Genomic DNA, 25,700 nt, shown 5'->3' with positions numbered 1-25,700 from the left:
GCGGAAAGATGCCCGGCCCTTCGGGTTGGCTGAAGCGGGCCGCCTCTTTGACCGGCCAGCTTGGCCGTATGCTTTGGCTACGACGCGCGCGGGCCGGTCAAACATGCGATTCCGCTTGAGCCAACAGAATGTTTCCATTTAACCCTGAAGGGCTCTAAAGCTGACATTCCAACGCAAAAAGGCCCGGGAGACCCGGGCCTTTCGCATCCGAGAGTGAACTCAGATTAGAAATTGCGCTGGAAGCGCAGCATGCCAGCCTTGGAGTCGTCGCCCTTGTCAGGGTTGAAGTAGATGCCTTCAACCAGGACCGAGAAGCCCGTAGCGACTTCCCAGTTGACATCGCCAACCAGGCGCCAGTCGCCGTTGTCGAACCACTGGATGTCCTTCGCGACGGTCACGGTGTCGGTGACCTTGGCAGACAGGCCGATCAAGGCGCTGAAGCCGTCATAAGCGAAGTAGATGTTCTCGTCGCTGTTCGAATACAGGCCCATCGCGGTGAAGCCGAACATGCCGATGTCGCCACGAACAACCTTCTTGACCGCGAAGGATTCGTCGGACTCGTCATAACCGATCGCTGCGGCAGCCTGGTAGTCGCCGAAGGTGCCGGACACACCAGCCGAGATATCGGGCAGGTACTGGCGGCCACGCTTGCCGGCGAGGCCGTCGCCGTCATGATCTTCCGGCTTGTAGAATTCGTCAGCGTCGTTGTCGAGCGAGACGAAGGCCTTGAAGTTGCCGAAGTCAGCCGTGTAGCTCACATACTGGCGCGAGTCAGGATAGTTCCAGTCAGAGGTGTAGACGCCGCCGTCATCGGTACGGCCGCCGTAGCCCATGAACTTCGCCCACTGGCTGTCGTAGTTGCCGAATTCGAGGCCACCGATGCCGAAGTAGTAGTAGGCACGGAGGTAGCTGTTATTGCCTTCGCCGTAGATGTTCTCGCCGTTGTTCACCGAGTCAGCCTGGATCTGGATCCAGCTGTAGACAGTGCCCCACTCGGAGTCATTGCGAGCGTCGATACGCAGACGAGCGCGGGTGTGGTTGTCGTAGGCATCATCCGTCGATCTGCCGGTGAGAAGACCAGCGCGGTCATACTTTTCAACACCGTTGGTGCCGAAGCGCTTTTCGTAACGCAGCTGGCCGCCGATCTTGAGGCAGGTTTCGGTGCCCGGGATGTAGAAGAAGCCCGTGCCGTAAGCGTCGCAGACGCGTACATATTCCATGGGTTCCGGCTCGGCAGCGACGACAGCGTCGGCAGCCTGTGCGCCGGAGACCACTGCCAGGGCAGCGGCGGAGCCGAGAAGAAGGCTCTTAATGTTCATTTCTGACCTCCAGTCAAAAGTTTAAATCGGATCGGGTCTTTTCGTCGCCGAAGGACAGCACCCTGCCCAATCCTTGGTTCGAAGACGTCGGCACAACCTGTGCTTCGGGTGTAATCATAAAAGAGAGTTCGGGATTCGCAATCTCGAAAGCTCCAAAGGCGCCGCCACAAGGCGATCTTGCATTGTGCTTGTTACAGAAAAGACACAAAAACGACATAGCCGGCTCATTCGGAGTAGAAAACTTAATAAAGCCTTATCAAATCAGAGGCTTGAATCGCGAGGTTGGTGAGACGGACAGCAGCGCACAGCTATGATGCGAAGGGGTAGGGGAGGTTTTTGGACGCAATATTCTCGCCACTCGATGACGAGGTATACCACTAGGCGCCCAGGCCCCCATGGCCCTCGAAGCGTGTTCAAGTCGCCTAGTTACCGCTTCACTAGGCGCTGCCCCACGCCGAAATTCGACCGCAGAGCCTTGTTCGCCGCCGAGCCCGGCCGGCTGATCGCGCTGGCGACTTGCTCCTCGAGGACGAACGTCACGTTCCGACCGCCTTTGCCGTCGTCTCGCTCTTCCGTCCGAACATCGGCACGCGCGTTGTTGATGACAGTGACCTTCACGGCGCCCTGCGAACCGCTGCGCGCTCCTGCGCCGGCGCGAAGGGCGGAAGGTGACACCTGCGGCGCTGCAGTTTGGATAGCCTGGCCAAGCCCGACCCCGCCGGCGCCAGCCGTCCCACCAGTGACCGCACCCACCACGCCGCCTAAAAGCTGCGTCAACCAATTCATGCCGCCCTGCGAAAAAAGGCTGTCGACGAACATCTGCTGCATCTTATCAGCGATGCGATTGAGTGTGTTCATCGCGCGTCGCCGAGATCCTGCCAAGTCAGCTTGCCGTCCATAGGCCGCCGACACCTTGTCGATATCTGCCGCAAGGTGCGGCGTGATATCCTTCTTCGCCTTCTAGGCCGCCGTCAGCAGTTCCTGCTTGGTCTTGGCGAATTCCAGTGCATAGCCGTAAGAAGGCCGAACGCCGTCTCGCAGGCTCAGGGGTTGGCCACCAACAAGTTTTCAGATCGCGGCTTAAAGCACCAGGAAATCCGAAAGCACCGGGTCCGAGAGTGTTGTGCCGAATGTCGCCAGGAGGACAGCCGCCTCGCTTCCGGTGCCGTCTTCATCAAAAAAGAGTTGACGCGTGTCCTGCCTATAAATGACTTGCTCTTCGGTTCCAGTGGCATTGGAATCGCTGTCACGAACGAAGAATTCATTGGAGTTCAGCAACTTGCCGATCCCAAACTCGCTGCCCTTCAGCAAAAGCTTGTCTTCGTTCGCATGCCGGAAGTTATAGATGATGTCGGCGCCCTTGTTGAGCTGGAGCCATATTCGGTCGACAACATTGGTGTTGAAATCGCCGAAGAGCAGGTCGTTACCGGCGTCGCCTCTTATCGTGTTGCCGTTTCCTGCTATTGAGTCGTTACCCTTGCCGCCGTGGATGAATCCAGGAAGCACGTCTTCGAAGAAATGGAAACCCACGGTATCATTGCCGCTGGTTCCAATGAAATTCTCAATGCCCGAAAATGAATCCCCCGCCGCGTCTCCCGCGCCGATCGCCGACGTTCCAAAGGATAGGTTAATGCCTGCAGTGGGTGTGAAGTTCGCATAGCTGACGGTGTCAATGCCGGAGCCACCATCCATGGCATCCGCGCCACTACCGGCACCACCAGGAAGGAATAGGTCATTGCCTGCCTCCCCCAACATTTCGTCGTCGCCGAGTTTCCCATCGAGGCGGTCATTGCCAATACCGCCCAATAGAATGTCATTGCCGTTCAGGCCGGTAAGGAAATCGTTTCCTCCGAGACCATACAGCAGATCGTCGCCGCTCGTGCCGTTGATCTTGTCGCTGCCGTTCGTACCCTTTTTCGTAACCATGGATCGAACCTCCAACCGAAAGGAGAAAGCATCCTATATATTAGAATGCTGTCAACAAATATCAGCTCCTACCGCCGATCAAGCAGACTTCAATTGGCGTTATCTTGAGTGGTGCGGACGTGGGAGACTTAGAGCGTTTTGCCATGGCGACAATTGCGCCACAGATTCATTAAAATGCCGAATATATTAGTCTGTTATAAATTAGATGTTCTTGCTGCGCGGCCTTATAAAGCGCACGATTGCATTGCTTCGTTTCTTTCGAGGACTTCGCGGAGCGCGGGGAGGTTGGCGGACTTCCCCGTTTCTATTTCGGGCACTTGTGGTCGTTGTTCATCTTGTGGCGCTTCGCGAGCGCAATGACTGCTTCAGTCAGTTCCTCTTCAGACCACCCGGCCCTCAGGGCATCGTCGGCAAGAGCGGTTAGTATTGCATCGAGGTCTAAAAACGGGGTGTGGGCTTCCACTGCTTCCCGAAAAAAGTCACGCTCGATTGCAAGTTCGCAGTCTATTGCTCGTTGTGCGTATGGTCCAGGATATCGCGGTGAATTCATAGACATGACGCGCGCCTTTACTATCCTCAATTCTGCCAGACGCTCGCGAACCGTCAACTGCCGGACAGTTGAACTTTAGACAATTTGCGAAGAATCTTCCTGCAGCAGTGGAACGAGTAGCGCACCATTCGATTGGCTCGCGCTGATTGAGTACGGTGTGCGAGTTATGGCCTCGCAGCAGTGGCAAGATGGCGTCGATCGCCATCGCATGCGCTGTCAGTCATATTGACAACAGTAATCTGTTGACAATCTGCAATTCACCTCCTAGGTTTTGAGTATGCCAATTTCTGGAGGCCGGGCGCGGCCTTCACTGGGACTCGGGAGGTGGAATGGCATATCTTGAATTGGACGGCCTTTCGAAGAGCTATGGTTCTCTCAAAGTCGTCAAGAACATCAATCTCACTGTCGACAAGGGCAAGCTCGTGTGTCTTCTCGGGCCTTCGGGCTGCGGCAAGACGACGACGCTCCGACTGATCGCAGGCTTCATTGCCGCGACCGAAGGAGAAATCCGGGTCGGCGGCAAGAGCATTTCGTCGGCGCAATCGACCGTTCCGCCGGAACGGCGCAATATGTCGATGATCTTCCAGAGCTATGCGCTCTGGCCGCATATGACTGTGTTCGGCAATGTCGCCTATGGGCTCGGTCTGCGCGGATTGGCGAAAGCGGCGATCGCGCAGGGCGTCGAGAAGATCCTCTCGGCCACCCAGCTTCTGGCATTGAAGGATCGGTATCCCGGCGAGTTGTCGGGCGGCCAGCAGCAGCGTGTTTCGCTGGCCCGCGCGCTGGTGATCCAGCCCGAAATACTGTTGCTCGACGAGCCGCTTTCCAACCTCGATGCCAATCTGCGCGAGGAGATGCGTTTCGAGATTCGCAGGCTGCATGACGAGTTTCGTTATACCACCGTCTATGTGACCCACGATCAGGCCGAGGCGATGACCACGGCCGACATGATCGTTGTGATGAACGATGGCAACATCGAGCAGGCCGGAACGCCGGAGGATATCTACGAGCGGCCAGCTACCGAGTTCGTTGCCCGCTTCATCGGCGGCACCAACATTCTGAGCGGCAAGGCAACCGATAGCACCACAGTGGCCTGCGAAGGCGGTCTGATCCTGCGCTGCGGCAGTGGTACCGCCATGACTGGCGCCAAGACGGCGGTCTCCGTGCGCCATCACGATATCGAACTTTCATCCGGGCGCCCCGCCTACGACACCAATGTCACGGCGGGCACCGTTACGCGTCAGATCTATCTCGGTTCGCACCGGGACTATCTCGTTTCGATTGCCGGCGGAGAGGTGGTGCGGACTGTCGCACCGGTCAACGTCGCGATCCCGGTTGGCCAGGAGGTTTGGCTGCATTTTCCGCCGGAAAAGTGCCGGGCGCTCGCGAAGTAACAAAGGGAGGAAGTGAATATGTGGAAGAAAACTCTATCCGCCGTGCTTTTCGTATCGGCGCTTGCGGTGTCGACCAACGCCTCGGCCGAGGCGCCGGCGCCGTATCAGATAACACCTGAACTGGAGGCTGCCGCCAAGACCGAAGGCAATGTGGTCTTCTATACCGCAACCGACGTGGCCGTTGCCGAAAAGCTTGCCGAACTGTTCAAGAGCAAATATCCGGAAATCGCCGTGCAAGTGGAGCGCGCCGGATCCGAACGCGTGTTCCAGCGCATCGGCCAAGAGTACTCGACGGGCATCTACAATGCAGACGTGATCGAGACGTCAGACGCGGTGCATTTCGAATATTTCAAGCGCCAGGGATGGCTGGCACCGATGGTGCCGCAGGAAGTCGCCGACAAGTGGCCGGCCGACGAGCGCGATCCCGACGGCAATTTCGCTGTCTATCGCGCCCATCTCGCGGTCATGGCCTATCGCACCGATCTGATGTCCGAGGCCGACGCGCCGAAGACATGGACGGACCTGCTCGATCCCAAGTACAAGGGCAAGATGGTCAAGGCCCATCCCGGCTATAGCGGCACGGTCATGACTTCGACTTTCGTGCTCAGCCAGTTGCTCGGCTGGGACTTTTTCGAAAAGCTCGGCACCCAGGAAATCATGCAGGTGCAGTCTTCCACCGAACCGCCGAAGAAGCTGGCGCAGGGTGAACGGGCGCTTGAAGTCGATGGCAATGAATACAATGTCTTCCGGCTGATCGATGAGGGCAAGCCGATCAAGATCGTCTATCCCGACGAAGGCACGCCGCTGGCTGTCGGAAATGCCGCGGTGCTCAAGCAATCGCCGCATCCCAATGCCGCCAAGCTGTTCTATGCCTTCCTCTTTTCGCTCGAAGCCCAGCAGCTCAACAGCGATTTCGGCGGCCTGCGCTCCTTCCATCCCGATGTGAAGGAAAAAGCAGACCGGACGCCGCTGTCCAAGATCAAGGTCCTGCACTCCGATCCGATCAAGCTCGAACCGGAAATCCCGACGATCAAGGCTAATTATGAAAAGTTTTTCGGGACTTGATGCATCATGACCAGTAACGCTCAGGTACAGGGTCGGCGCCGCGGCATCGACCTTTCATGGCCGACTTTCGCTCTGCTGACCCTCGTCCTGAGCGTTTTGGTTCTCCTGCCACTCTTCTGGCTGACCTATTACAGTTTCCGCAGCGATACCGATGGCTCCGCCACGGTCGAAAACTTCGTCGCATTGGTGGCCGATCCGACCCTGGTTCGGGCCTATGCGCTGGCGATCGGCATGGCGCTCGCCGTCGGCGTGCTGGCCTGCATCATCGCGACGCCGATGGCCTGGCTTGTCGCCCGGACTGATCTGCCCGGGCGCAAGATCGTAAGAATCCTGGTGACGGCGTCCTTCGTCACGCCGCCATTCCTCGGCGCCATCGCCTATGAAATCCTGGCGGCGCCGAATAGCGGCATCGTCAACATTCTCTACCGCAAGATCCTTGGCCTCGATTCCTCGGCCTATCTGGTCAACATCTATACGTTCTCCGGTCTGGTCTTCGCGATTGCCTGTTTCACCTTTCCCTATGTGTTCACGCTTGTGGCCAATGCGCTCGACCGCGTGCCGTCCGATCTCGAGGACGCGTCCGCGATTCTCGGCGGCGGTTCCATGACGACGCTGCGCAAGGTGACCATTCCGCTGGTGCTGCCAGCCATGCTCGCCGGCACGCTGATCGCCATACTTCAGGCGCTGACCATGTTCGGCTCGCCGGCGATCCTCGCACTGCCCGCCGGCTTCCACGTCATCACCACCAAGATTTGGAGCCTGTTCCAGTTCCCGCCCCGGTTGGGACTTGCTGCGGCTGCGGCGCTTCCCCTGCTGATCATCACCATCATGCTGCTGCGCGCGCAGAAGGCCATATTGGGCCGGAAGGGCTATACCGTCCTGGGCGGCAAGAGCGGCACGCCGCGCATCACGAAGCTTGGGCGCTGGAAATGGGCTGCCGTGGCATTTGTCGGCGGCATTCTGAGCCTGACGATCATCTTTCCCTATCTCGCCATCATCAAGACGGCTTTCACCGGCACGGTCGGCGACCCGATCAACTGGGATACGATCACGCTTAGCCATTGGAACTTCGTGTTGTTCGATTTCTCGGCAACGCGGCTGGCGCTATGGAACACGTTCCTGCTCGGCTTCCTGACGGCGACGGCGGTCACCGCGATCGCTCTGGTCGTGTCCTATCTCGTCATCCGGCGGTCGATACCGGGCGCGCGCTTCCTCGGTGTGCTGGCCACGGCACCGGTGGCGGTGCCTGGCATCGTGCTCGGCGTCGGCCTGTTCCTCAGCTATGCCAACCCGACTTTCCAGCTCTATGGCACGATCTGGATCCTGCTGATCGCCTTCATGACGATTGAACTGCCTGCCGGTTACCAGCAGATGTCATCCGCGTTTTCGGGCGTGCATCCGGAACTGGAGGAGGCTGGTCGCGTCATGGGCGCCTCGCGGCTCAGGACGCTGTGGGACATCACGGCGCCGCTGCTCCGGACAAGCGTCGTCGCGGCCTGGTGCTTCGTTTTCGTCGGTACGATCCGCGAATTGTCGGCCACCATCCTGCTGACCACGGCCAATACCAAGCTGGTTTCGGTGATCATCTACGACCTCAACGAAAGCGGCGATCTGGGCGCGATCTGCGTGCTCGGCATCATCCTGCTCGCCGTGTCCTTCCTGGTCGTCTTCCTGGCCAACCGGCTGCCGGTGCTTGGCGGGTCGCAAATGAACTCGCGGGGTTGATCACTTGGCGAGGCCAATAAAGCCGGGGAGTGTCAATTGTCGGCAGTCGCAAACATATATGATTGCTGGTAAGAGAAATCATGGATGCCTGCCAGTAATGGCATGGCGCCTACGCCTTTCCGATGGACCCGTTACAATGGCCCGCTTATGTCAGACCTAACAAACGCACCGCAAAATATCTCGGCGATTGATTTTCTTCGCACCCGCTCCCTTGCCAACGTGGTGCAGGCCGAGATCGAGCGGATGATCATCGACGGCGAACTGAAGCCGAACGAGCGGGTCAACGAGAACGGGCTTTCGCAGCGCCTGGGCGTCAGCCGCGGGCCGATCCGCGAAGCCTGCAGCGCGCTTGCGGCGATGGGATTGATCGAGATCATCCCCAATCGCGGCTTCTTCATCCGGGCGCTAACCAATGACGAGGCGCAGGATCTCTCCGAGGCCCGTGCCGGCGTGTTCGGATGCATGGCGATGATGCTGGCCGAGCGGATCACCGATGCGCAGATCGCCATTCTCCGCGCGCTGCTGCAGCGGATGGACGAAATCGTCGCGATCGGTGACGTCCATGTCTATTATCCGGTCAACCTCGAATTCCACAAACAGCTCACTGTCATGGCCGGCAACAAACGGCTGGAGTTGATCTACCAGAGCTTCGTGCGCGAACTGCATATCCAGCGCTATCGTGCCCTTTCCAGCCACGACGTTCTGCACATTTCAAACGAGGAGCATCGCGCCATCGTCGATGCACTCGAAGCGCGCGATCCGGTAAAAAGCCTGATCGCGGCGCGCACCCATATCCTCAACGGCATCGAGCGGACCCGCAAGGCGGGCCAGCCCACTCCTGCGCCGAGGGCCACCAATACTCCCTCATAAGATGCGAGAAACGAGCGAGAAATATCGCCGTATCGCCTTTGCAAACAAAAAACTGTTGACAATTAACAATCTGATTTGCACAGTCCTCCCAGAGTTTTGAAATGCGTGAGGAGGATTTTCGCATGAACCAACAAACCCCTGTCGATGTCGGGCTGACGAAGTACGTCGCGGAATTCGTGGTCGATGCGAAATACGAGAACTTGTCGGCCGAGGTCATCGAACTCGGCAAGAAGCACATCCTCGATGGCTTTGGCCTAGCTCTGTCCGGTTCGGTTGCCAAGAGCGGCGAACTGGCACGCCGCCACCTCGATGACCTGGGTCTGGCCGATGGTGCCGCCACGGTGATCGGCGCTGGCCGCAAGGTCTCCCCGCGCTTCGCCGCCTTCGTCAACGGCGTCGGCATTCACGCCGACGATTACGACGACACCCAGCTCGCCGTCGCCAAGGACCGGGTCTACGGCCTGCTGACGCATCCGACCGCGCCGGCGCTGCCGGCAGCTTTCGCGATCGCCGAGCTGACCAAGGCATCGGGCAAGGATTTCATGTTGGCCTATCATCTCGGCGTCGAAGTCGAGTGCAAGATCGCCGAGGCGATCAACCCGCGCCATTACCAGACCGGCTTTCATGCTACCGCGACCTGCGGCACATTCGCTGCTGCTTCGGCTGCGGCCAAGCTGATGGGCCTCGACGTGGCCACGACGCTCCGTGCGCTGTCGATCGCGGGCAGCCAGTCGGCCGGCCTGCGCGAGAATTTCGGCACGATGACCAAGCCCTTCCATGCCGGGCGCTCGTCGGAAAGCGGCGTCGCGGCTGCCCAGTTCGCATCCTACGGCTGGACGGCGGCGCCGACGATCCTCGAAGCCCCGCGCGGCTTCTTCTCGGCGGCCGGCGGCGGCTACGACCAGAGCGCCATCCATGGCAAGCTCGGGGCGCCCTGGACCTTCGCCGAGCCGGGCATTTCAATCAAGCCGCATCCGTCGGGCTCGCTCACCCATCCCGGCATGACCGAGATGCTGCGGCTGATCAAGGCGAACAGTATCAAGGCCGAGGATGTCGTCCGCGTACGCGTGGGCACCAATTCCAACATGCCGAACGCGCTGATCCATCATCGTCCCAAGGACGAGCTTCAGGCGAAATTCTCGATGGAATTCTGCATGGCGATCCTGCTGCTCGAGGGTCGCGCGGGTCTCAACGAGTTCACCGATGCGGCAGTCGAGCGCGACGACGTCAAGGCGATGATCGAGAGGGTCGATTTCGTCATCGACGACGAGGCGGAGGCCGCAGGCTACCACCTGATGACGACTCTGATCGACATCACGCTGACGGATGGCCGCAAGATCTCCGGCCGCGCCGATTTCGGCAAGGGCAGCCCGGCTTTCCCGATGAGCTATGACGAGGTCGCCGGCAAGTTCCGCGAGAATGCCGAATTCGCCGGCATGGCAGCCGCCAAGGCCAACGAGATCATCGAACTCGTGCGCGTCCTCGATACTCTCAAGACGGTCGATGACCTGTCGTCGCGACTGATCTCCATCGGCTGACGCAGAAAGCATCGTGATGCTCGATCGAGGGGAACACGGCGGTGGCGCAAGGCTGAAAGCCTTGGTAGATGCCGTTGCCCGGATTGGGCTCACCCTCGCCATCGGTATCGCCGGCGCGTTCCTTGCGCGATCGCTGGCGATACCGCTTCCCTATCTGCTCGGTCCACTACTGGCTTGCGGTATCGCCGCGATGGCAGGCGCGCCGCTGCGTGCCGTGCCTTATGGTCGCGAAATCGGCCAGGTCGTGGTCGGCCTCGCGATTGGCCTGCGCTTCATCCCCGCCGTTGTCCTGACTGTCGCCAAGCTGCTGCCCTTCATGGCACTGGCGATCGTGCTGATGATCTTCGTGTCGATGCTCGCGGCGATCATCCTCAGGCGGCTGGCCGGCATCGACAGCCGGACCGCTTTCTTCGCGACCGCCGCGGCAGGCGTCGTGGAGATGGCCGTGGTCGCGCATCAGAAGAAAGCCGATGGCGATATCGTGGCGGTCGTTCATCTCATCCGGGTTACGGCAATCGTGACGACCGTGCCTTTCCTGGTCACGATCTTCGGCGCAGATGGGGGCATTCAACCGGTCTTGGTGCCACTCGCGGGTGAGATCTGGCCATTGCTGGCGCTATTCCTCGCCTCGACGGCTGCAGCCTTCTGGGTGCGCAGGCTGCGACTGCCCAACACTTGGCTTCTGGTTCCCGCCATCATCGCGGCCGTTGTCGCAGGGCTCGACCTCGGCCCGTTCTCCATTCCACCACTTGCGCTCACCATCGCGCAGATCGTGATCGGATGCTGGCTCGGCTGCCGCTTCAGGCGATCACTGCTTGGGCGCCTGTCGCAGGTGACGGTCTCGGCGCTGGTCGTCACCGCCTTCCTGCTCGCGGCGGCGGCGGGTCTTGCCACCTTGCTGTCCTACGCGACGGGGCTGCCTTTCGTGACCAGCCTTCTCGCACTCGCACCCGCGGGCGTCACCGAAATGGTGCTCACGGCCACGGCCATGCATCTCGATTCCACGATTGTCACCGCCTTCCAGATCACCCGCATCGCCGTGGTGATGACGACCATCCTATTCGCACTCCGCATTTTTGAAGCTCTCTCGCGCCGCCTTGGCGCTTCGTCTGATTGAAAGGACTGAACCATGTCACATCATCTCGTGATCGGCATATTGAACGGTGACGATATCGGCCACGAGATCGTGCCCGCTGCCGTCGAGGTCACCCGTGCCGCAGCCGCCAAGACGGGGCTCAGAATCGACTGGCGGCCGATGCCGATCGGCCGCACCGCGCTCGACACGCATGGATCGACCTTTCCCGAGGGCACGATGGAGACGCTGGCCAGGATGGATGGCTTCATCCTCGGGCCGATCGGCCATCAGGCCTATCCGAAAGTGCCGGGTGCCATCAATCCGCACCCGATCATGCGCAAGGGCTTCAACCTGTATGCCAATGTGCGGCCGACGAAGTCCTTCCCCGGCCTCGGCGCGATCTATGACGATATCGACCTGGTCATCGTGCGCGAAAACAACGAAGGCTTCCAGCCCGACCGCAATGTCGTCGCCGGCTCCGGCGAGTTCCGCCCCACGGAGGATGTGACGATTTCGGTGCGGGTGATCACGCGGGCCGGGTCGTCACGGGTGGCGCGCGCCGCCTTCGAGATCGCCCAGCAGCGCAAGAAGCGACTGACGCTGGTGCACAAGAACACGGTGTTCAAACTCGGTTGCGGCATGTTCGTCGAGGAATGCCACCGGGTCGCCAAGGAGTTCCCGGATGTCACCGTCGACGAAGTGATCGTCGATACGATGGCGATGCGCCTGATCCGCGATCCGCAGAGCTTCGACGTCATTGTTACCACCAACATGTTCGGCGATATCCTCACCGACGAGGCCGCCGGCCTGGTCGGCGGGCTCGGCATGGCGCCGGGGCTTTGCATAGGCGAGGGTAATCTGGCGATGGCGCAGGCGACCCATGGCTCGGCGCCCGATATTGCCGGCAAAGGCATCGCCAATCCCTTCGCGATGATCGAGTCGGCGCGGATGATGATTGAGTGGCTGGGCCATAACAGGAAGATTCCAGAGGCGGTGCGAGCGGCGAAGATGATGCAGGACGCGATTGCCACGGCGCTTGCCAACCCCGCGACGCGGACGCAGGACATCAAAGGCACGGCGGGTACGGCTGAGATGACGGCGGGGATTATCAGGGCGATCGGGTGATACCACCCCGAACGCCATCCTCGGGCTTGTCCCGAGGATCTGGTGAGCCCTCGCTATATCCCTGATAACAATCGGAAATATCTTCCGTCCCAGATCCTCGGGACAAGCCCGAGGATGACGGAGGAGAGGTTTGCGGACAGCGACACTGGCCGCTTGCGCGGCCGGTGAAACAGCAGTCACTCAAGCCGCCGCCACAGGTTCCTGACCACTGAAGAAATCCCAGAACGCATCATAGATCAGGTCGGCCCGCTGTTCGGCGGGATAGTGGCCGGTCGGCACGTCCCAGCCACGCAGGTCGGGCGCCCATGTGCTCCAGGCTTCGAGTGGCTTGAAATGGCGGCCGCAATGGCTGTTGCTGCCCCACAGAACCAGAACCGGGCAGGCGATCATGCGTTTTGCGTTGTAGTCGGCGGTATCCATCGCCAGATCGACGCCGACGGTGGCGCGATAGTCCTCGCAGACCGCATGAATCTGCTCCGGCGTCGTGCAGCGCTTGTATTCGGCCATCGCCTCGGGGCTGAAAATCTCCAGCCCGACGCCCTTCTTGTTGAGCTTGTAATCGATGTAATAGCTGAGGTCCGCCGTCAGCAGTTTCTCCGGAAACGGTGCCTTCTGCGCCATGAAAAACCAGTGATAGGCCTCGATGCCCCAACCGAGCGTCACATTGGTCAGCGCGTGGTGCGTCGGCACGATATCGAGTGCTGCCACGCGCTCGATACGATCCGGAAAATCGAGCGCCATGCGAAAGGCGACGCGCGCGCCACGATCATGTCCGGCGACCTGGAAGCGATCGAAGCCGAAATGCGTCATCACTTCCGCATTGTCCTGGCCCATCGACCGGAACGAATAGCCCGAATGATCCTCGCCGCCATCGGGCTTGGAGCTGTCGCCGTAGCCGCGCAGGTCGGGCATGATCAAGGTAAAACTCTTCGCCAGCGCCGGCGCGATCTTGTGCCAGCTGACATGGGTCAGCGGATTGCCGTGCAGCAGAAGCAACGGCGGCCCTTCGCCGCCGATCGCGACATTGATCTCGGCGCCCGAGGTCTTCACCCGCTCGTAGCGGAAGCCTTCCATGAGTTGACCTTTCTCCCAGGAGAAGGGCGGCCGTGAAGATTTGGTCTGTGTGACGGGTTGCGACATTGCACTCTCCTCCGTGATCCTCGCTTATGAGGATAGACTCATCCTCATTTTGGTAAATTGTCAACAGTTTATAATTGACAATTCCTCCGAAATTGGGCATCCGAGTGATGCGCGTGAATTTGGGAGGTCGCCATCGTGAGAGAATATAGTATCGCCGCCATTCCCGGTGATGGCATCGGCAAGGAAGTCATCGCTGCGGGGCTCGAGGTTTTGAGCGCCTGCGCAACCCGCGATGGCCAGTTCTCGCTCAAGGTCGAGAATTTCCCCTGGGGCTCGGATTTCTACAAGGCCAACGGCGTGCTGATGCCGGAAGGCGGTATCGACCAACTCAAGAAATTCGACGCCATTTATTTCGGCGCGGTCGGGGCGCCAGATGTGCCGGATCACCTGACTCTCTGGGGCCTGCGCCTCGCCATCTGCCAGCCCTTCGACCAGTATGCCAATGTCCGCCCGACCCGCATCCTGCCCGGCATCAAGAGCCCGCTTGCCGGCGTGACGGCCGAGGATCTCGACTGGGTGATCGTGCGCGAAAATTCCGAAGGCGAATATGCCGGACAGGGCGGCCGCTCACATCGCGGCCTGCCGGAGGAAGTGGCGACCGAAGTCTCCATCTTCACCCGCGCCGGCGTCAGCCGCATCATGCGCTTCGCGTTTGAACTGGCACAGAAGCGGCCGCGCAAGCTACTGACCGTGGTGACCAAGTCGAATGCCCAGCGGCATGGCATGGTTCTGTGGGACGAGATCGCCCGCGAGGTCGCTGCCGATTTCCCCGATGTCACCTGGGACAAGATGCTGGTCGATGCGATGACCGTGCGGATGACGCTTCATCCGCGCTCGCTCGACACGATCGTCGCCACCAACCTGCATGCCGACATCCTCTCGGACCTAGCCGCTGCCCTCTCGGGCTCGATCGGCATCGCGCCGACGGCCAATCTCAATCCCGAGGGGCGCTTTCCCTCGATGTTCGAGCCGATCCATGGTTCGGCCTTCGATATCACTGGCAAGGGCATCGCCAATCCGGTCGGCACATTCTGGTCGGCGGTGATGATGTTCGAGCATCTCGGCGAACCGGCAGCGGCAGCAAGGTTGATGCGAGCCATCGAGCGGGTGACGGCAGACACCAAGCTGCACACACCGGATCTCAAGGGCACGGCGACCACCGCTGACGTGACCGAAGCCGTTATCGCTGCAATCCTCGGCGACAACACCTGAAGGAGTGGACATGTCCTCAAATCACCTGAAGATCGCCGTCATTCCCGGCGACGGCATCGGCAAGGAAGTGGTGCCAGAGGGACTGCGCGTGCTGAAAGCAGCCGCCGGCCGCTTCGAGATCGACCTGGCCTTCGATCATTTCGATTTCGCCTCCTGCGACTACTATGCCGCCCATGGCAAGATGATGCCGGACGACTGGAAGACCAGGATCGGCGGTCATGACGCGATCTTCTTCGGCGCCGTGGGTTGGCCGGATACCGTGCCGGATCACATCTCGCTCTGGGGTTCGCTCCTGCAGTTCCGCCGCGAGTTCGACCAGTACGTGAATCTCAGGCCCGTGCGGCTGATGCCCGGCGTGCCGTCGCCGCTGGCGGGCCGTAAGCCGGGCGACATCGATTTCTTCGTCGTGCGGGAAAATACCGAGGGCGAATATTCCTCGATCGGCGGCAAGATGTATCCCGGCACCGAACGCGAGATCGTCATCCAGGAAACGGTGATGAGCCGGATCGGCGTCGACCGCATCCTGCGCTATGCCTTCGATCTGGCACAGAGCCGGGGCAAGAAGCACCTGACATCGGCGACCAAGTCGAATGGCATATCGATCACCATGCCCTATTGGGACGAGCGGGTCGAGGAAATGGGCAAGGCCTATCCCGATGTGCGCTGGGACAAGTATCACATCGATATTCTCTGCGCCCACTTCGTGCTCAATCCGGATCGATTCGACGTCGTCGTCGCCTCCAATCTGTTCGGCGATATCCTCTCCGATCTCGGCCCGGCCTGTACCGGCACAATCGGCATCGCGCCTTCGGGCAATATCAATCCGGAGCGCACGTTCCCGTCGCTGTTCGAGCCTGTGCATGGTTCGGCGCCGGATATTGCCGGCAAGGGGGTCGCTAATCCGATCGGCCAGGTCTGGGCCGGCGCGATGATGCTCGATCATCTCGGCCATCCCGAGGCCGCCGCGGCAATCGTCTCGGCTATCCAGACCGTGCTGGCCGATCCCATTACCCGGACCCGCGATCTCGGCGGCACCGCCAGCACGATTGAATGCGGCAAGGCTATCGAAGCGGCGCTGAAGAATCCGTCCAACCAGACGAGGGCAGCATGAGCACCGAACTCCCCGTTATCGCGCTCACGCCGGGCGACTGCACCGGCATCGGCCCGGAACAGACGGCCCGCATTCTGAGCGATGGCCGACTGAAGAACGACGCGCGGATCGTCATGGTCGGCGATGCCAGGGTGATGGAACTCGGCATGCGGCAGGCCGGCGTTTCCTTCGCGCTCAGGCCCTATGCGCGGCCCTCGGCCGTGGATTGGTCGGACGCCTCCGTCCCGATCATCGATATCGGCAATACCGATCCCTCGCTCTACCCGCCGGGCAGGAACAGCGCCGAATCCGGTCGGGTGACAGGCGAGACCCTGGCGCGCGCCATCGCTTTCGCCAAATCAGGCGAGGTCGAGGGGGTTTCCTTCGCGCCGCTCAACAAGCGCGCCATGTATGACGGCGGCTGGAAGTTTCCCGACGAGCACAAGATGTTCGCCCACCTGCTCGGCCATCAGGGCTATTTCAGCGAGATGAACGTGCTCGACAATCAATGGATGTCGCGCGTCACCTCGCATGTCTCGCTCCGACAGGCGGTGGAGCAGGTAACGGGGCCGGCGATCGAGAGCGCCATCGAACTTGCCACGACCATGATGCGCAAGGCCGGTATCGAGGCGCCGCGTCTGGCGGTCGCGGCACTCAATCCGCATGGCGGCGAGAACGGCCTGTTCGGCATGGAAGAAATCGAGATCATCCGGCCGGCGGTTCAGGCCATGGCTGCGAAGGGCTATGATTGCCAGGGGCCGTTTCCATCAGACACTGTCTATCTGAAGGCCTTTGCTGGTGAGTTCGACGGCGTGCTGGCGATGTATCACGACCAGGGCCAGATCGCGACCAAGATGAAGGGTTTCAATCGCGGCGTTACAGTAACCGCCGGGCTGGAAACCGTATTCACGACGCCTGCGCACGGCACCGCCTTCGACATCGTCGGACAGGGCATCGCCAATACAGGCGCGATCGAGAATGCCATCAAGCTGGCCAGCCGGTTGATCCGGTTCAAGCGTCTCGCGAACTAGAAGCCAATCGCCTGCCATCCTCCCAAGGCGACGGCGGCGATTGCGCCGCCGAGGGCGAGCACGATCAACACCGGAAACTTCGGAACGAAGTAGAGGATCATTGTCGCAAGGCAGGCGATCGACAGGCCGAGCAGGCCGCCATTGGTGACCCTGAACAGCGTGATCACGCCGGCCATGATCAGGCCGATTCCAACAGGCGCCAGCCCCTCGCGCATCGCGCGATGCCACCTCTTTTCGCGATGCGCGTTGGTCCAGCGGAACACCGCGTAGCAGAGCAGCGACGACGGCACGAACAGCGCAAGCGATGCGACCAGTGCGCCGAGCCAGCCCGCAACATGCCAGCCGATGACGGTCGCCAACATCATTCCAGGTCCAGGCGCGGCCCTGGAAACGGCAAACAAGTGGATGAAGTCCTCGGTGCTGAGCCAGTTATGGACGGAGACCGTCTCGTTCTGAATGCCGGCGATAATGGCGCCGCCGCCGCCGATCGAGGTCAGCGAGAACGGCACGAAGACGAGGATGAGGCCGGTGAGGATGCCATCGCGCATATCAGGTGCGCCTCCAGACCATCGCCACGCTGATCGGCGCCATGACCAACGCCACGGGAATCAGCGGCCATTGCAGCACGCCGGCCAGCAGCGCGGTGACCGCGATGATGATGATGGACGGCGGAAAACGCGTGGCGCGCCGGATACCGTGAACGCACATCAGCAAGAGCAGGCCGATTGCCGCGAAGGCGATGCCATCAGAGATCACCGGCAGCAACGGATAGCCGGCTAACAAATCGAAGAGCTGATAGAGACCGATGACCGCGAAGAACGGGCCGACGAGAAAACCCGCGACGCCGACGATCGCACCGCGCGGGCCACACAACTGCTCGCCCATGCAGATGACCAGATTGACCACATTGGCGCCGGGCAACATCTGCGAGATCGCCAGGCTGCTGGCAAAGGTGTCCTCGTCGATCCACTGCTTGCGCAGCACGAATTCCTGATAGAGCCAGCCCGACAGCCCGCCGCCGAAGCTGAGGACACCGATCTTGAAGCAGAGGAGGAACAGCTCGGCCAGGCTTGGCGGCGTGGTCGGCGGGGCGGGTTCTGACAAAGACATCGGCAATGTCCACGGATGCTGAATGCGTAGGAAATGCGTCGGCTATTAGGGCAGATATGCGCCCCCGTTGATATGCAATGTCTGGCCGTTGGTGAAGCGCGCGTCACTGCCGGCGAGATAGCGAACGGCCGCCGCGACTTCTTCGGCCGTTCCCCGCCGTCCGACCAGCGTGCGCGTGGTCTGGTGATGGGTGGGCTCAGCTCCGCCGGTGTGCGCGCGATTGGTCTCGATCATGCCCGGCGCCACAATGTTGACGGTGATGCCGCGGGGCCCGAGTTCATGCGCCAACGCCTTGGTCAACCCATCCAGACCGGCCTTGGCGGAAATGACATGGGCGCGATTGGGTGCGCCGGTATAGGCGGTCAGCCCGCCGATATTGATGATCGAGCCATGTCCGCTGGCCAGAAGATGCGGGATCGCCGCCCGGATCATCAGGAAGGCACCATCGAGTGTCACGCCCATGACATCGCGCCAGTCGGTATAGGACAGCGTTTCGACGGGTGCCTCGCGGCGAATGGCGGCATTGTTGACGAGAATGTCGAGCCGGCCGAGCGCCTTGACCGTCTGGTCCACCAGCCGCGCCGCATCGTCCTCGCGCGAGACGTCGCCAAGCACCACGGTGGCCCGGCATCCCAGGGCCTCGACTTCGCGTGCCACGGCGTCCGCTGCCCCCTGGTCGGACCGCGCGATGATGGCGATATCAGCGCCGGCGCCCGCCAGCGCCAGCGCGATGGCGCGGCCGATATTGCGGGCTGCGCCGGTTACCAGGGCGACCTGCCCCTTGAGATCCTGTCTGTCTGCCATGTCGCTGCTCACTGTCTTGCCGGTGAAAGATCGACCCTGCCGCCATCGGCGATCCGGTCCAACGCGGTCTTGAGGGATTGGATGGCACCTTCCGAGAAGCCACCAAAACGGAGATTGGCTTCGAATTTGGCCAGCAGTTCCGTGTCCGGCAAGGGCTCATGGGCACCGCCGCGCATATGGGGCTGATGGAATTCATGCACCGTGCCGTCCTTCAACATGGCTTTGATATGACCAGTGAAGTTGCGCGGATAGGGATCGTTCAGATCGATGACGTATGAGACCTTGGCGGCCAGCGCCCGAACGGCGGGGTCCTTCACCCGTTCGTCGGTGAACTGGCCGAGACCCGCCTGCCCGTCGATGAAGCCAACGGCGACGCAATAGGGTGTCGAGAATTTACCCGCATAACCGTTCGGCGGCCGGTGTTTTTCCGCGAGCGGTTCCCATAGCCGGTGAACAGTGCCCTCGCCGACATTACAGCTGATCGAGACGATGTCGTCAGCCTTGACGCCGGTCGCGGCCAGCTTCATCGCGCAATCGATGAATGGCTGGGTCATGGTTCCGCAGGCATAGGGTTTGAAAGCCAGCGTCTCGAGAATCCATTCCGAGCCCAGGCCATCTATGAGCTTGGAGAAGTCCGGCGTCTTGGAAGGGGCAAACGCCTTATACATGCCGTTGGTGCCGTCGAATACAGTGAGGGGACCGGTGAAGCCGCCCTCCGCCAGCAGCGCCGCGCGGAGACCCGCCTGCGCGGCGGCGCCGGCATGCAGCCGCTTGGTCGAGCTGCCGTCGGAGAGATATTCGATGATGCCGGAGGCGAGGCTGCCCGATATGCCGAGTGCACGGCCGATCGTCTCCGAGTCGAGACCGAGAGCTGCGCCGACGGCGGCAGCGGCGGCCGGTGCGCCGAAGATGGCGGTCGGATGAAAGCTTGCCTTGTGGGTCGCCTGCGGCGCCACCAGGCTCATGCGGCACATGAGTTCCGTGCCGACGGCGATGCCGCGCATGACGGCGTCTCCGCCAAGGCCACGCTTCTCGGCGATCGCCATGACTGCCGAGACGATGACAGCACCGGCATGGATCGGTCCGCCCTCGAACGTGTCGTCGAAATCCTCGCCGTGAGCGGCGGTTCCGTTGACCACGGCTGCATCATAGAGGCCGAGCGTCCGGCCGTGTCCGAAGGCGGTGCAAGGGCCATCATCGACAGCACTCGCCAGTGCTGCCTGCACGTAGTCGGTGTCGCGGGCGGCGATTGCCAAAGCGATGATGTCGAACACCAGCCGGCGGCAGATGGCAGAGGCCGCCTTCGAGGGCTGGGCATCGGCGGCAAAGGCTGCCAGCTTGGACGCAACCGGTGCGGATGCGGGTACCAGGATATTCATGAATGGGCTTCCTCTAACTTACTTTTGCGGACCTCGAGGATCTCCCGCCGCAGCGAGAAGATCACGAAGATCAGGGCGAGGGACAGAAGGATGACGGCAATCGGATCCTCCAGGAACACCATCAGGTCGCCACCCGAGAGCACCAGCGAACGCCGGTAGCTCGATTCGACGAGATGGCCGAGCACGACGCCGAGGATCATCGGCAGAACAGGGAACTTGGTCAGCCGCATGAAGTAGCCAAGCAGACCGAGACCGAGCGCAAGGCCGAGATCGAACGTGCTGTTGTTGAGCGTGTAGAGGCCCGACAGGATCAGCGCGAAGATGAAGCCGGCGCGATAGGGACGCGGACGGTTCACCAGCCAGATGCAGGCGGGCAGGATGATCATGCCGATGCCGATCTGGGCGATGATGGCGATGAACGAGCCGACATAGATGCTGTCGATGACCTGGGCGCTCTGCTCGAACAGACGCGGGCCGGGGATCAATCCGTGCATCAGCAATCCGCCCAGCAGCACGGCCGTCGAGTTCGAGCTTGGAATGCCGAAGCTCAGCAGCGGAATGAGTGCCGTGCTGGCCACGGTGTTGTTGGCGGCCTCGGGTGCGGCGACGCCCTCTTCCGAGCCCTTGCCGAATTTCTCCGGTTCCTTCGACCAGCGCTTGGCTTCGTTATAGGACATGAAGGCGGCGATGGAACCGCCGCCACCCGGCGTCAGTCCCTCGAACAGGCCCAGCAGACAGCCGATGAATTGCGAGCGCTTGAGCCTGTTCATCAGATCGAGGCTGGGCAGCTTTATACGGATGCTGGCATTGAGCTTCATCACCGATGTCGAACCGGACTGGCTCATCAGTTCGGTCAACGCGAACAGGCCGACCATGACCAGCACCGGCTCGATGCCGCCGAGAAGATCCGGTGCATTGAAGGTGAAGCGCGTCACGCCCGAAATCGGGTCGGTGCCGACCGTGGAAATCATCAGGCCGATGACCGCCGATGCAAGCCCCTTGACGAGCGAGCCGCCGCTCGTCGAAGCGATGACGCTGAGGCCGAGAATGCCGAGACCGAAATAGGAGGCCGGGGTGAAGAGCAGCGCCAGCCATGACAGCGGCTCGGTGAGAAGGACCAGCATGGCGAGGCCGAACAGGCTGCCGACAACGCCCGACATCAGCGAGATTCCGAGCGCCTCGCCAGCGCGGCCCTGGCGGTTCATCTCATAGCCGTCGATGACGGTGGCGGCGGAAGAATTGGTGCCCGGCGTCCGGATCAGAATCGCGGGAATAGAGCCGCCATATTCGGCGCCGATATAGACGCAGGCAAGCAGCGCAATCGCCATTGCCGGGTCCATCGTATAGGTGAAGGGCAGCACCAGCGCCATGGTGATCGACGCCGAAATGCCCGGCAGCGCGCCGCCGAGAATGCCCCAGGTGAGGCCGATGATGGCGACGAGGACGAGCGGTGTCCCCGTCAGCAGATGCATGATGTCCCAGAAGGTGGCCATCAGAAAAGTCCTTGAAAGATCGAGCCCATGGGCTGATGAACACCGAGAAGCTTGACGAAGATCGCCCAGTAGAACACGCCGCCACCGAGCGCGGCGGCAGGGATCGCCCAGGTTCTCGCCGCGCCCTCATAAAGTGCAACGGCCGCAATCATCAGCGCGGTTGCCAGGATGTAGCCGACGAAGGGAAGCAGAAAGATATAGGCCGCGCCGATCAGCAGGAAACCGATGCCGCGCGGCAGGCTCGCCTGTTCCTCGTCATCGTCGGAGGCGGCCGCATTTGCCGGAGCCGCAGCCCGGGCTATGAGCAGCGTGCGAGCGATCAGGATGACGCCGAGTATGGCGAGCACGACCGCCAGTGCGCGCGGCAGGCCGCCAGCTCCAACTTCATCGGAAAGCGTGCTATCGGCGATGTAGGTGGACCAGGCGTAGTAAGTGCCTGAAATGCCGAGCAGGGCAACGCCGCTCAAAAGGTCTTTGGTCATGAGGTATCCTCGGGGTGAGGTCGTCTGACCGGGGCCGGCGAACCGGCCCCGGATCATAATCACTTGACGGCGCCGGTGGACTTCAGGAAGTTTTCGGTCTTGGTCGCGAAATCATTGACGAAGCCGGGATAATCCTTGTGGCCGATCAGCTGCGGCACCAGCACCTCGGCGGTGTAGGCCTTCTTGTAGTCCGGATCGGCGAGCAGGTTTTTGATCGCCTCATCCCAGATCGCGGCGGTTTCATCCGAAAGACCCCTGGGGCCGGCGAGGCCACGGAACTTGGTCAGGACAACGTCGTAGCCCAGTTCCTTGACGGTCGGCACGTCGGGCTTCTCGGCGATGCGCTCGGGATTGAACGTGGCGAGTAGCGTGATCGTCCCGGCGTCGAGCTGCGAGCGCAGTTCCTGGATTTCGCCGATGCCGATGTCGAGCGTGCCGTTGAGCACGTTCAGCATCATGTCGCCGCCGCCCTCATGGGTGACGATCGCGGGCGTCACGCCGGCTGCGGCCTTGAGCTGTTCGGCGGCCTGGCGTTCGAGCGAAGCCGGGTTGGCAGCACCCCACTTGCCACGCTCGTTCTTGGCGTGCTCGATGACATCCTTGAGGCTCTTGAAGGGGCCGTCAGTGCGGGTGAAGATCACTTCGCTATCGACGAAGATGTTCACCAACGGCTGCATGTCCTTGAAGGTGCTGGGCGGCGAGCTCATCAACGAAGTGTAGATGTAGGTCGGCGTGGTTGCGTAGAAGGTGCTGCCGTCGGGTTCCGCCGCGGCGACGCGCGCCATGGCCTTGGCGCCACTGCCGCCCTGGACGTTCTCGACGACGAAAGTGGCGTCGATGTATTTGCCCAGATGCTTGGTCATCTCGCGCAGGAACACATCGCTGCCGCCGCCCGGGCTCGAATGCGTGACGAGCGTCACGACTTTCACCGGGTATTTCAGTGGTTCCGCCTGCGCGACCTGGCTGGTGAGGAAGGCCGTGGCTGCAAGGCCGAGCGCGGCCTTGCCGATCATTCCGAGTATGCTCATTTCTCTCTCCCATTTGAAATGCCGTTTCTCCCAAACGGCTTGGTATTTTCGGTTACTCCGCGGCCGCCGCCTTGGCCGCATGGCCTTCAGGCGAGGTGCCGCTGATCAGTGAAATGACGCGAGCGACATCCGCGTCCTTGTCGATGCCGCGCACCAGCGCCAGCAATTCATCCTGCTTTGCCGCATCGATGACGCCCTCGGCGCACATGCGGAACTTGCCATCCAGGCCCTCGTCGCTGATCGGGTTGGATGGCCCGCCGCGATAGCGTTCGTCAGCCCATTGCACGAGCGTGCGTCCGTCCCTGGTGATGACTTCGATGCGCGAGCGGATCTTGTCGTAGCCCTGGGCGTCGATCTCAAGATCGTTGATCACGTCGGTGCGCGCCTGCAGATCCTGCATTGCCTCGCCGGCAACGAAGGCATCCTCGAACTCGTGATGGCTGGCGCGGCGGCACAGCACGATCATCGCGAGAAGCGCCGGCATCGAGAACTTGGCCTGCAGATGGTTCCTGGCGATCGGATAGCGGATCGGCTCGATAATGTTCTTGCCGGCGAAGAAGCGGATGCGCTCGACCTGTTCGGGCTTGAGATCGTGATCGAGGACCAGCTTCAGCATTGCATCCATGGACTGGTGCGTAAGGATACCCGATGGATACGGCTTCACGCTCACGCCGGGCGAGACGATGGTCAGCGGTGCGCCGAACCCGGCCTCCGCCTTGGCGGCGTCAAAACCTTCGCCCATGACGCTGAAGAACCCCCAGGTGCCATCGAGTGCCGCCGGATCGGCCTCGAAGCCCTTTGACGCGAGGATCGCGGCGGTGATGCCGTTCTCGCAGGCGCGGCCAACATGCAGCGGCTTGGTCATGGTGCCGAAATTGACGCGGATGCCCGACGCGAAACTCGCAGCCAGTCCCAGGGCATGCGCAAGCTTGTCGCCAGTCAGGCCCATGAGCTTGGCGGCTGCCGCGGCAGCACCGAACGTGCCGACAGTGCCGCTCGTATGGTGGCCACGGCGATAGTGGCGCGGTTTCATCCATTCGGAAATCTTGCACTCGACCTCGAAGCCGACCTGGAAGGCCAGCATCACATCGCGACCGTCCTTGTTGCCGAGCTCGCTGGCAACGATGAGCGCTGCCGTCAGCGGCGGGACCGAGGGATGGGTCAGAAGGCCATAGACATGGTCCGGATCGTGCGAGACCTGGGTGTCGTCCCAATCATGGGCGTGGCCCGATGTGCCCCATACCCGCCCGGCCAGCGCCGCCGGCACCTTTTTGGCGCCGCCGCCGGGCAGCGGCGCATCGCCCCGGCCGCCCTGGTTGAATGCATCTTCGATCAGGATGCGGACGGACTGTTCCTGGCTGCCGGCCAGATAGAGCCCAACCGTGTCGACCATGCAGCGGCGGCCGATGACAAGCGCCTCTTCCGGCAAGTCGGCATAGGTCGTGCGCTCGATGAAACGTATGGCCTGCGCGGTGATGTCGGAATTGATCTGCACGCGTTCATTCTCCTTGATTTACTTGAGGTCCGTCGTCGTCGCCATCAGCCGTTCCTTGGCTGCCTCGACATGTCTTGTATGGGCGGCAAGCGCCCGGGCGGCATCGCGCGCGGCGATCGCATCGACCATGGCGTGGTGCTCGAGGTGCGATGCATGCATGGAATCGCCCAGCATCAGGCTGCGGGCGCGATAGAGGCGCAACTGCTTGACCAGCGTGAGATATTGCTGCGCCAGCGTCGGATTTTCGGTGCTTTCGACGATGAATTCGTGGAAGGCGAAATTGATCTTCACATAGGCTTCGAAATCATCCGCGGCGACGGCGACATCCATGTCGGCAACAAAAGCCTTGAGCCGGGCGATGCCCTCATCCGTGATCCGCTCCGCCAGCAGCTTGCCCACGAGGCCGAACAGCACGGCGCGGACATCATAGACGTCACAGGCCTGCTGGGCGGTCAGCGTGCGGACGAAGACGCCCCGGTTGGGAACCTGTTCGACGAGTCCCGAGGAATCGAGCGAACGCAGCGCCTCGCGAACCGGGCCACGGCTGATGCCGAAGCGCAGTGCGAGTTCCTTTTCGTTGATGTGGTCGCCGGGCTTGAATTCGCCACCCAGTATGACGCGCTCGATCTCCTGCTCCAGCAGCATCGGCAGCGAATTCGACCTCAGAAAATCGAAGGCGGTGATTGTCATGGGCTCCTCCATGACGCGATGTGTAATATGCAGAATGCAGATTGTCAACAATCTGCAAAACTAAAAATTTGCTGATCACGGCAGAAATTGTCTGCCAAGACCGATGTCATCGACATTGCTCGACAACTTACAGGCGGTTCTAAATCGACCCGGACTCCC

The 25,700-nt window shown here is 61.3% G+C and carries 23 protein-coding genes; 10 read left to right on the top strand and 13 right to left on the bottom strand.

Translation table 11 applies throughout. The features are described 5' to 3' along the window. Positions 1 to 224: 224 nt before the first annotated feature. From IHQ71_RS26685 to IHQ71_RS26675, 3 genes are all read right to left on the bottom strand, one after another. Positions 225 to 1,319 (bottom strand): porin, encoded by a 1,095-nt coding sequence (locus tag IHQ71_RS26685; protein ID WP_258159421.1) that lies wholly within the window; start codon positions 1,317 to 1,319, stop codon positions 225 to 227. 426 nt (positions 1,320 to 1,745) lie between these two features. Continuing rightward, positions 1,746 to 2,177, bottom strand: a complete 432-nt coding sequence (locus IHQ71_RS26680) for a hypothetical protein (protein WP_258159420.1) — start codon at positions 2,175 to 2,177, stop codon at positions 1,746 to 1,748. 222 nt (positions 2,178 to 2,399) lie between these two features. Continuing rightward, positions 2,400 to 3,245 (bottom strand): calcium-binding protein, encoded by an 846-nt coding sequence (locus IHQ71_RS26675; protein ID WP_258159419.1) that lies wholly within the window; start codon positions 3,243 to 3,245, stop codon positions 2,400 to 2,402. An 879-nt stretch (positions 3,246 to 4,124) separates the two neighbouring features. On the opposite strand from IHQ71_RS26675, the gene IHQ71_RS26670 reads away from it, so the two are divergent. From IHQ71_RS26670 to IHQ71_RS26640, 7 genes are all read left to right on the top strand, one after another. Beyond that, positions 4,125 to 5,189, top strand: a complete 1,065-nt coding sequence (locus IHQ71_RS26670) for an ABC transporter ATP-binding protein (protein WP_258159418.1) — start codon at positions 4,125 to 4,127, stop codon at positions 5,187 to 5,189. An 18-nt stretch (positions 5,190 to 5,207) separates the two neighbouring features. Continuing rightward, on the top strand, positions 5,208 to 6,254 hold the full coding sequence (locus IHQ71_RS26665) for an ABC transporter substrate-binding protein (RefSeq protein WP_258159417.1): 1,047 nt from the start codon (positions 5,208 to 5,210) through the stop codon (positions 6,252 to 6,254). A gap of 6 nt (positions 6,255 to 6,260) precedes the next feature. Next, the gene (locus IHQ71_RS26660) at positions 6,261 to 7,979 is read left to right on the top strand and encodes an iron ABC transporter permease (protein ID WP_258159416.1); all 1,719 of its coding nucleotides are present in this window, start codon (positions 6,261 to 6,263) and stop codon (positions 7,977 to 7,979) included. A gap of 147 nt (positions 7,980 to 8,126) precedes the next feature. Beyond that, positions 8,127 to 8,849, top strand: coding sequence for an FCD domain-containing protein (locus IHQ71_RS26655; protein ID WP_258159415.1), 723 nt, complete (start codon positions 8,127 to 8,129; stop codon positions 8,847 to 8,849). 122 nt (positions 8,850 to 8,971) lie between these two features. Then, complete coding sequence (locus tag IHQ71_RS26650) at positions 8,972 to 10,387, top strand: MmgE/PrpD family protein (protein WP_258159414.1); 1,416 nt, start codon at positions 8,972 to 8,974, stop codon at positions 10,385 to 10,387. A gap of 16 nt (positions 10,388 to 10,403) precedes the next feature. Further along, positions 10,404 to 11,504 carry an AbrB family transcriptional regulator gene (locus IHQ71_RS26645; protein WP_258159413.1) on the top strand — a complete coding sequence of 367 codons (1,101 nt, stop codon included), beginning with the start codon at positions 10,404 to 10,406 and terminating at the stop codon, positions 11,502 to 11,504. A gap of 12 nt (positions 11,505 to 11,516) precedes the next feature. Continuing rightward, on the top strand, positions 11,517 to 12,587 hold the full coding sequence (locus IHQ71_RS26640; RefSeq protein ID WP_258159412.1) for an isocitrate/isopropylmalate dehydrogenase family protein: 1,071 nt from the start codon (positions 11,517 to 11,519) through the stop codon (positions 12,585 to 12,587). A 180-nt stretch (positions 12,588 to 12,767) separates the two neighbouring features. Here IHQ71_RS26640 and IHQ71_RS26635 read toward each other — a convergent pair whose 3' ends face one another. Continuing rightward, entirely contained in the window at positions 12,768 to 13,727 is a 960-nt protein-coding gene (locus tag IHQ71_RS26635) for an alpha/beta fold hydrolase (protein WP_258159411.1), read from the bottom strand. Between the two features lie 135 nt (positions 13,728 to 13,862). Between IHQ71_RS26635 and IHQ71_RS26630 the strand changes: the two genes are divergently transcribed. From IHQ71_RS26630 to IHQ71_RS26620, 3 genes are read left to right on the top strand one after another with little or no spacing between them, the layout of a single operon-like run. Beyond that, a complete protein-coding gene (locus IHQ71_RS26630) occupies positions 13,863 to 14,939 on the top strand; it encodes a tartrate dehydrogenase (RefSeq protein WP_308737882.1) in 1,077 nt (358 codons plus the stop codon). Positions 14,940 to 14,949: 10 nt separating this feature from the next. Beyond that, positions 14,950 to 16,050, top strand: a complete 1,101-nt coding sequence (locus IHQ71_RS26625) for a tartrate dehydrogenase (protein WP_258159410.1) — start codon at positions 14,950 to 14,952, stop codon at positions 16,048 to 16,050. Continuing rightward, on the top strand, positions 16,047 to 17,060 hold the full coding sequence (locus tag IHQ71_RS26620; protein ID WP_258159409.1) for a PdxA family protein: 1,014 nt from the start codon (positions 16,047 to 16,049) through the stop codon (positions 17,058 to 17,060). Before IHQ71_RS26625 ends, IHQ71_RS26620 begins: the two co-directional genes overlap by 4 nt. Here IHQ71_RS26620 and IHQ71_RS26615 read toward each other — a convergent pair. The 9 genes from IHQ71_RS26615 to IHQ71_RS26575 are packed head-to-tail and all read right to left on the bottom strand — an operon-like array spanning position 17,057 to position 25,541. Then, complete coding sequence (locus IHQ71_RS26615) at positions 17,057 to 17,608, bottom strand: chromate transporter (RefSeq protein ID WP_258159408.1); 552 nt, start codon at positions 17,606 to 17,608, stop codon at positions 17,057 to 17,059. The genes IHQ71_RS26620 and IHQ71_RS26615 overlap by 4 nt on opposite strands. Before the next feature lies 1 nt (position 17,609). After that, positions 17,610 to 18,164 carry a chromate transporter gene (locus IHQ71_RS26610; RefSeq protein ID WP_258159407.1) on the bottom strand — a complete coding sequence of 185 codons (555 nt, stop codon included), beginning with the start codon at positions 18,162 to 18,164 and terminating at the stop codon, positions 17,610 to 17,612. Between the two features lie 51 nt (positions 18,165 to 18,215). Beyond that, on the bottom strand, positions 18,216 to 18,974 hold the full coding sequence (locus tag IHQ71_RS26605; protein ID WP_258159406.1) for an SDR family NAD(P)-dependent oxidoreductase: 759 nt from the start codon (positions 18,972 to 18,974) through the stop codon (positions 18,216 to 18,218). A gap of 8 nt (positions 18,975 to 18,982) precedes the next feature. Continuing rightward, entirely contained in the window at positions 18,983 to 20,353 is a 1,371-nt protein-coding gene (locus IHQ71_RS26600; protein ID WP_258159405.1) for an MmgE/PrpD family protein, read from the bottom strand. Beyond that, on the bottom strand, positions 20,350 to 21,846 hold the full coding sequence (locus IHQ71_RS26595; protein WP_258159404.1) for a tripartite tricarboxylate transporter permease: 1,497 nt from the start codon (positions 21,844 to 21,846) through the stop codon (positions 20,350 to 20,352). The genes IHQ71_RS26600 and IHQ71_RS26595 overlap by 4 nt, the downstream gene beginning before the upstream one ends. Next, entirely contained in the window at positions 21,846 to 22,328 is a 483-nt protein-coding gene (locus IHQ71_RS26590) for a tripartite tricarboxylate transporter TctB family protein (protein WP_258159403.1), read from the bottom strand. Before IHQ71_RS26590 ends, IHQ71_RS26595 begins: the two co-directional genes overlap by 1 nt. Before the next feature lie 59 nt (positions 22,329 to 22,387). Continuing rightward, positions 22,388 to 23,356, bottom strand: coding sequence for a tripartite tricarboxylate transporter substrate binding protein (locus IHQ71_RS26585; RefSeq protein WP_258159402.1), 969 nt, complete (start codon positions 23,354 to 23,356; stop codon positions 22,388 to 22,390). Between the two features lie 52 nt (positions 23,357 to 23,408). Beyond that, the gene (locus IHQ71_RS26580; protein WP_258159401.1) at positions 23,409 to 24,851 is read right to left on the bottom strand and encodes an MmgE/PrpD family protein; all 1,443 of its coding nucleotides are present in this window, start codon (positions 24,849 to 24,851) and stop codon (positions 23,409 to 23,411) included. Between the two features lie 18 nt (positions 24,852 to 24,869). Then, positions 24,870 to 25,541 (bottom strand): FCD domain-containing protein, encoded by a 672-nt coding sequence (locus IHQ71_RS26575; RefSeq protein WP_258159400.1) that lies wholly within the window; start codon positions 25,539 to 25,541, stop codon positions 24,870 to 24,872. Between the last annotated feature and the right edge of the window lie 159 nt (positions 25,542 to 25,700).

It is taken from the genome of Rhizobium sp. TH2 (genome assembly GCF_024707525.1).
In the GTDB taxonomy this organism is placed as follows: domain Bacteria; phylum Pseudomonadota; class Alphaproteobacteria; order Rhizobiales; family Rhizobiaceae; genus Rhizobium_E.
Note: the sequence above shows the minus strand (reverse complement) of the source record. Positions and strands in the feature narration are given on the sequence as shown.

Coding starts and splice junctions, on each gene's coding strand:
- IHQ71_RS26655 (WP_258159415.1), top strand. CDS start 8,127: ATGTCAGACCTAACAAACGCACCGCAAAATATCTCGGCGATTGATTTT.
- IHQ71_RS26615 (WP_258159408.1), bottom strand. CDS start 17,608: ATGCGCGATGGCATCCTCACCGGCCTCATCCTCGTCTTCGTGCCGTTC.
- IHQ71_RS26665 (WP_258159417.1), top strand. CDS start 5,208: ATGTGGAAGAAAACTCTATCCGCCGTGCTTTTCGTATCGGCGCTTGCG.
- IHQ71_RS26685 (WP_258159421.1), bottom strand. CDS start 1,319: ATGAACATTAAGAGCCTTCTTCTCGGCTCCGCCGCTGCCCTGGCAGTG.
- IHQ71_RS26595 (WP_258159404.1), bottom strand. CDS start 21,846: ATGGCCACCTTCTGGGACATCATGCATCTGCTGACGGGGACACCGCTC.
- IHQ71_RS26585 (WP_258159402.1), bottom strand. CDS start 23,356: ATGAGCATACTCGGAATGATCGGCAAGGCCGCGCTCGGCCTTGCAGCC.
- IHQ71_RS26575 (WP_258159400.1), bottom strand. CDS start 25,541: ATGACAATCACCGCCTTCGATTTTCTGAGGTCGAATTCGCTGCCGATG.
- IHQ71_RS26635 (WP_258159411.1), bottom strand. CDS start 13,727: ATGTCGCAACCCGTCACACAGACCAAATCTTCACGGCCGCCCTTCTCC.
- IHQ71_RS26645 (WP_258159413.1), top strand. CDS start 10,404: ATGCTCGATCGAGGGGAACACGGCGGTGGCGCAAGGCTGAAAGCCTTG.
- IHQ71_RS26650 (WP_258159414.1), top strand. CDS start 8,972: ATGAACCAACAAACCCCTGTCGATGTCGGGCTGACGAAGTACGTCGCG.
- IHQ71_RS26590 (WP_258159403.1), bottom strand. CDS start 22,328: ATGACCAAAGACCTTTTGAGCGGCGTTGCCCTGCTCGGCATTTCAGGC.
- IHQ71_RS26640 (WP_258159412.1), top strand. CDS start 11,517: ATGTCACATCATCTCGTGATCGGCATATTGAACGGTGACGATATCGGC.
- IHQ71_RS26675 (WP_258159419.1), bottom strand. CDS start 3,245: ATGGTTACGAAAAAGGGTACGAACGGCAGCGACAAGATCAACGGCACG.
- IHQ71_RS26625 (WP_258159410.1), top strand. CDS start 14,950: ATGTCCTCAAATCACCTGAAGATCGCCGTCATTCCCGGCGACGGCATC.
- IHQ71_RS26620 (WP_258159409.1), top strand. CDS start 16,047: ATGAGCACCGAACTCCCCGTTATCGCGCTCACGCCGGGCGACTGCACC.
- IHQ71_RS26670 (WP_258159418.1), top strand. CDS start 4,125: ATGGCATATCTTGAATTGGACGGCCTTTCGAAGAGCTATGGTTCTCTC.
- IHQ71_RS26660 (WP_258159416.1), top strand. CDS start 6,261: ATGACCAGTAACGCTCAGGTACAGGGTCGGCGCCGCGGCATCGACCTT.
- IHQ71_RS26605 (WP_258159406.1), bottom strand. CDS start 18,974: ATGGCAGACAGACAGGATCTCAAGGGGCAGGTCGCCCTGGTAACCGGC.
- IHQ71_RS26600 (WP_258159405.1), bottom strand. CDS start 20,353: ATGAATATCCTGGTACCCGCATCCGCACCGGTTGCGTCCAAGCTGGCA.
- IHQ71_RS26680 (WP_258159420.1), bottom strand. CDS start 2,177: ATGAACACACTCAATCGCATCGCTGATAAGATGCAGCAGATGTTCGTC.